A 5,624-nucleotide genomic window follows, 5' to 3' on the forward strand; every position below is an offset into this window, starting at 1 on the left:
GTGCAGGGCTGGATACTGGCCAACGTCAGCTGGTTCTATATCCTGACGGTGGCCATCATCCTGCTGTCCGTCGTGTTCGCCGCAGTCAGCCGCTACGGGAACATCAAGCTGGGGCCGGACCACAGCGAACCCGATTACCGCAATTTCACCTGGTTCGCGATGTTGTTTTCTGCCGGCATGGGCATCGGGCTGATGTTCTTCGGCGTGGCCGAACCCGTCATGCACCTGATCGCGCCCCCCATGGGCGAGGCGGGCACGGTCGCGGCCGCCCGCGAGGCGATGAAGATTACCTTTTTCCACTGGGGGCTGCATGCCTGGGCGATTTATGCCGTGGTAGCGATGATGCTCGCTTACTTCAGCTATCGCCACGGCCTGCCGCTTACCTTGCGTTCGGCGCTGTATCCGTTCATCGGCGAGCGCATCCACGGCCCGTTGGGCCACGCGGTAGACGTCTTTGCCATCATCAGCACGGTGTTCGGCGTGGCGACTTCACTCGGCCTGGGCGTGGTGCAGATCAACAGCGGACTCAATCACCTGTTCGGTACGCCGGTCAGTACGTTTACCCAGATCATCCTGATCGCCGTCGCGTGCGGCCTAGCGACGCTGTCGGTGGCGAGCGGATTGGATCGCGGCATACGCATCCTGTCCGAGACCAATCTTTACTTGGCAGTGATCCTGCTGGTCTTCGTCCTGGCCGTCGGCCCGACCATTTTCCTGCTGCAGAGCTTCTTGCAGAACATCGGTGCTTATTTGTCGGACATCGTCGCCAAGACCTTCAATCTCTATGCCTATCAGCCCTCCGACTGGATAGGCGGCTGGACCTTATTCTATTGGGGGTGGTGGATCGCGTGGTCTCCTTTCGTGGGCTTGTTCATCGCCCGCATTTCGCGCGGGCGGACCATCCGTGAGTTCGTCCTCGGGGTCTTGCTCGTGCCGACGGGGTTCACTTTCTTGTGGATGACGGTTTTCGGCGGCTCCGCCATTCATCTCGTGTTGTTCGAGCACCTCGGTACCCTCGCGGATACGGTCAAGGCTGACAGCTCGCTGGCGCTGTTCGCTTTCCTCGAGCATTACCCGTGGGGTCATGCGCTCTCCATGGTGGCCATTGCCATGGTCGTGGTGTTTTTCGTCACCTCCGCCGACTCGGGCGCGCTGGTCGTGGACCTGCTCGCTTCGGGAGGCGCGGAGCGGACGCCGGTATGGCAGCGTATTTTCTGGTCCGTGCTCATGGGTGTCGTGGCAGTGGCGCTTTTGCTCGCCGACGGGCTCCAGGCGCTGCAGACGGCCACGATTGCCAGCGCGCTGCCCTTCTCCATCGTGCTGCTCATTGCCTTGTGGGGATTGTTCAAGGCCCTCAAGCTCGACGCCACCAAACGCCGCATCCATTATCAATCGCTGGCGCTGTCTCGGGGCGCGGGCGGCGACGAATCCTGGGAGTCGAGGCTACGGAACATGGTGATGATGCCCAGGCGCGCCCATGTGATGCGGTACATCGCCGACGTCGTGCGCCCCTCCATGGAAGCGGTCGTGGAAGAACTGCAGAAGCTGGGTTATGAGGCGCGCGTCACCGAGGGCGAAGAGGGTGAGGTCACCTTGGAAGTCATCCACTTGGGCGCGCTGGATTTTTTCTATTCCGTGCGACCCCGGGCTTTCGTACGGCCCAGCCTGACCGCGGCGGAGGCCGAGAACGAGGAGCAGCGCAAATATTTCCGGGCCGAAGTCCACCTGCGCGAAGGCGGGCAGGACTATGACATCATGGGATGGAAGCGCGACGCCGTGATCGGGGACATCCTCGACCAATACGAGCGGCATCGCCACTTCCTGCACGTGGCGGGATAGCGGGCAGCCGTCAGCCGCCTTCGTGCTTTTGGAGTGCCGCCGCCAATTCGTCGTCGATCTGCGCCGCGCGGGCCGCGGCCGGACGGCGAGTGACGCGCTCGACGTAGCGCTCGAAGGCCGGTCTTTTCTCGATCGTGCCGAACATCATGCCCCATGCCAGGTGGGAGCCGACGTAGATGTCGGCTGCGGTAAAACGGTCTCCCGCCACATAGGCATCGCCGGCTACTGCCGTTTCCAGCGCGTCCAGGGCGGTGGCCAGCGTGCCGTAGCCCACCATGCGTTGCTTGTCGTCTGGAACGGTCACGCCTAGCGCCCGGTTCGTCACCGCTGCCTCCACCGGCCCGGCGCAGAAGAACATCCAACGGTAGTACGGGCCGCGCAGCGGGCTCGTGGGGGGCGGCGCAAGCCCTGCCTGCGGGAAGGCGTCGGCCAGGTAGGCGCAGATCGCCGCCGCCTCGGTGACGACGGTGTCCCCGTGGCGGATGGCGGGAACCTTGCCCATGGGGTTGATCGCCAGGTACTCCGGGCTTTTCATTGAAGTCCCGTACTCCAGCACCTCGGTGCGGTACGGTTGGCCGATTTCTTCCAGCAGCCATCGGACGATGCGGCCGCGTGACATGGGATGGGTGTAGAAGATGATTTCGGCGTGCATGATGCCTCCCTGTTAATGGCCTGTGGTGCGCTCCTTGGATGGGAAGGATATGTTCGGGGTTGAATCGACGATATAGCCCAACTGGGTAATGTCTACCGGCTTGACCAAGTGCAGGTCAAACCCCGCCTCGGTAGTGCGCTGCCGGTCTTGCTCTTGCCCATAGCCCGTCATCGCAATGAAGGTCGTTTCAGCTGCCAGCTGCGGCAGGGCCTTGAGCGCTGCCAGCGCTTCGAAGCCGTCCATCCCGGGCATGGAAAGATCCATGAATACCACGTGTGGCTGAAAACTCGGTGCGAGCCGCAACGCGGCTTCTGCAGAGTAGAGGGCCTTGGCCTGGTGGCCCTTGAGCTCGAGCAGCATGGCTAGGCTGTCGGCCGAGTCCCGATTGTCGTCGAGGACGAGAATGCGCTTGCTGTCGGCAGCGCGCAAGGTCGAGCCGGAGGCCGGCCGGCGCCGGGGAGCGGGCTCGGCCAGGGGCAGCTGGACCGTGAACGTGCTGCCTTGGTGAAGGCCGCCGCTCGCCGCCGAGATGGCGCCGCCGTGCAGTTGCACCAGTGAGCGGCACAGCGTCAGGCCGATGCCGAGGCCGCTCTCGGTGGGGTTGGTGGTCCGGCCTTCCTGGACAAACAGTTGAAAGATGGCGTCGAGCGCGTGCTCGGGAATGCCTTGGCCGGGGTCGCACACCATGATCGTGGCTGATTTGGCGTCTTTGGTTGCGGCGACTTCTATGGTGCAGCCTGGGGGAGAAAACTTGGATGCGTTGTGCAGCAGGTTGTGCACGACCTGTACCAGGCGGGTCATGTCGCCCTTGACGACCAGTGGCTCGGCGGGCAGTTCGCAGGCGATGCGCTGCCGGCGCGCATCGAAGTGAAAGCGCGACGATTCGATACTGCGTTCGATGACGGTGCGCAGGTCGATCTCGGCCAGCCGCAGATCAATCTTGCCGGACGTGATGCGGCCAATGTCCAGCAAGTCGTCGACCAGGCGCGACAAATGGGAAATCTGGCGATCGATCATGTCGCGCGTGATCGAGACATAACCCCGGAGTTTGTCGTCGTCGGCATAGACTGCCGTGACGGTCACGTGGGCCCAGAATAGGGTGCCATCCCGCCGTTGGCGCCAGCCTTCCTCTTCGGACCGTCCGCCCTGCCGCGCGCGCTGCAAGATATGGTCTGCGTTACTGCGCGCTAGGTCGCTGGCCGGGTAGAGCAGCGAGACGTGGGAGCCGACCGCCTCGTCGCGGCGGTAGCCGGTGATCTGGGAAGCACCGGTGTTCCAGCCCGTGATGACGCCATTGGCGTCGAGCATGCAGATGGCGTAACCCTCGACACCCTCGAGCAGGAGGCGGAAACGTTCTTCGCTTTGCCTGAGCGCTTCGGATTGTCGCCTGCGCTCGGACAAGTCCCGCGTGATCTTTGCATAACCCTTGAGCTGGCCGGAGGCGTCGCGCAGGGCAGTGATGACCACATTGGCCCAGAAGACGCTGCCGTCCTGGCGCACGCGCCAGCCGTCGTCCTCGAAACGGCCATGCGCGGCGGCTTCTTCGAGCTCGTAGGCGGGCCAGCCGCGCGCGACGGCCTCGTCCGTATAAAAGACCGAAAAGTGGGAGCCGACGATCTCATGCGCGGCATAGCCCTTGATCTTCGCTGCCCCGGTATTCCAGGTCACCACGTGACCGTTCGGGTCGAGCATGAAAATGGCGTAGTTGTCGATGCCGTCGACCAGCATCCGGAAGTTGGCGTCGGCAGCCTGCGGCGCGAGCTCCTCCGGGGGGCGGACTCCGGCTGAGTCGGCCTCGGGCCGGAGCCGGGGAGGGTCCGTGGTAGAGGAGGTCAAGGGGTTCACCTTGGTAGTACTTAGACGTCGAGTCTATACCGCCGCCGTTGGGCGCTTGTAACAAGGTGAATCGAGGCCGTCCGGGCTGGGAATCAATGGGAGGCCGTAGGCTTTCTGGGTACCCATTTCCAGAAGACGGCAGCCGCGCCCAGCCCGAGCGTGCCGATTGCCGATACGCCGACCGCAAGTGAGGCGATGGCCGTAATCCCCGCCAAGATGACCGGACCGACGCTGTTGCCGATGTCGGCGATGAGCCGCCAGATGCCGAGGAATTCGGTGCGGCCTTGGGCCGGCGCGGCATCTGCGCCCAGGGTCATGACGATGCCCGAGCTAATGCCGTTGCCGAAGCCCAGGATGAGCGAAAACAGCAGAAAGGTCGTCACGCCCGTGCTGAGCGGCGTGAGCATGAGCGACAGCCCCATGAGCAGCGCGGACGGGAGTGCGACCCATATGCGCCCGAAACGGTCCATGACCGTGCCGGCCGGGTAGAACACGGACATATCGACCGCCGCGACGAGGCCGTAAATGACCGAGGCCGCCGTTGCGCCTAGGCCGAGATGGTCGGCCCAGAGCGGGACCACCACCTGTCGCGACGAGCGCAAGGCGCTGACGAGCAGGATGCCCAGTCCAAGCGTGAGGAAGGTCTTGGCGTGGTCACGGGCGATATCTTGGACCCTGGGCTTGGCGTGGCGGTCGCTGCGGCGTTGGGGTGGCGCCATTTCGGGCGCCAGGTGGGCGATCAAGCCCGCGCCGGCCATTGCCGCCAGGCCGATCCAGTACCCCCCTTGCAATCCGATGAAATGGATGAGCGCCGCCCCGGCGAACGGGCCGACGAACACGCCTATGCGGTTGGTGCCTCCGAGCGTGGAGAGCGCCCGTGCCCGCATGTATGCCGGCACGGCGTCCATCAGATAGGTCTGGCGCGCGAGCAGGAACACCGACGCCGCCACGCCCACCAGGAATACGCCGGTGGCCAGCATCCACACGTGGACCGCGAAGATGCAGAGCACTAGCGACACGACGCTGAGGGCGGCGGCGCCCACCATGGAGCGCTTTTCGCCGTAGCGCGAGGTGATCAATGCGGCCGGAATGTTGCTGACCAGGGAACCGATGCCGATGAGGGAGACGATGAGTCCGGACAGCGCCACCGAAGCGTCGAGTTCGCGCGCGCTCAGGGCGATGACGGGCAGAATGGCGCCGTTTCCGATGCCATAGAGGATCGAGGGGCCGAAGGCCGGGACGGCAATTTTTCGGAGGCTAAAGGGGGTGGGGCTGCGTTCGCTGCTCGGCGTGGTCA

General features: G+C 64.3%; 4 protein-coding genes. 1 reads left to right on the forward strand and 3 read right to left on the reverse strand.

Annotation, left to right across the window (positions count from 1 at the left end):
• Positions 1-1,839 (forward strand): choline BCCT transporter BetT (locus tag IRZ12_RS15135; protein WP_296470093.1); only part of this gene is annotated, 1,839 nt, incomplete at its 5' end.
• Between the two features lie 10 nt (positions 1,840-1,849).
• On the opposite strand, the gene IRZ12_RS15140 is transcribed toward IRZ12_RS15135, so the two are convergent.
• The 3 genes from IRZ12_RS15140 to IRZ12_RS15150 all read right to left on the reverse strand — a co-directional run bounded on the left by IRZ12_RS15140 (position 1,850) and on the right by IRZ12_RS15150 (position 5,574).
• Positions 1,850-2,491, reverse strand: coding sequence for a glutathione S-transferase family protein (locus IRZ12_RS15140; protein WP_296470096.1), 642 nt, complete (start codon positions 2,489-2,491; stop codon positions 1,850-1,852).
• A gap of 12 nt (positions 2,492-2,503) precedes the next feature.
• Positions 2,504-4,327, reverse strand: a complete 1,824-nt coding sequence (locus tag IRZ12_RS15145; protein ID WP_296470098.1) for a PAS domain S-box protein — start codon at positions 4,325-4,327, stop codon at positions 2,504-2,506.
• 92 nt (positions 4,328-4,419) lie between these two features.
• A complete protein-coding gene (locus IRZ12_RS15150; RefSeq protein ID WP_296470101.1) occupies positions 4,420-5,574 on the reverse strand; it encodes an MFS transporter in 1,155 nt (384 codons plus the stop codon).
• Between the last annotated feature and the right edge of the window lie 50 nt (positions 5,575-5,624).

The sequence above is a fragment of the Pigmentiphaga sp. genome, from assembly GCF_019689535.1.
In the GTDB taxonomy this organism is placed as follows: domain Bacteria; phylum Pseudomonadota; class Gammaproteobacteria; order Burkholderiales; family Burkholderiaceae_B; genus Pigmentiphaga.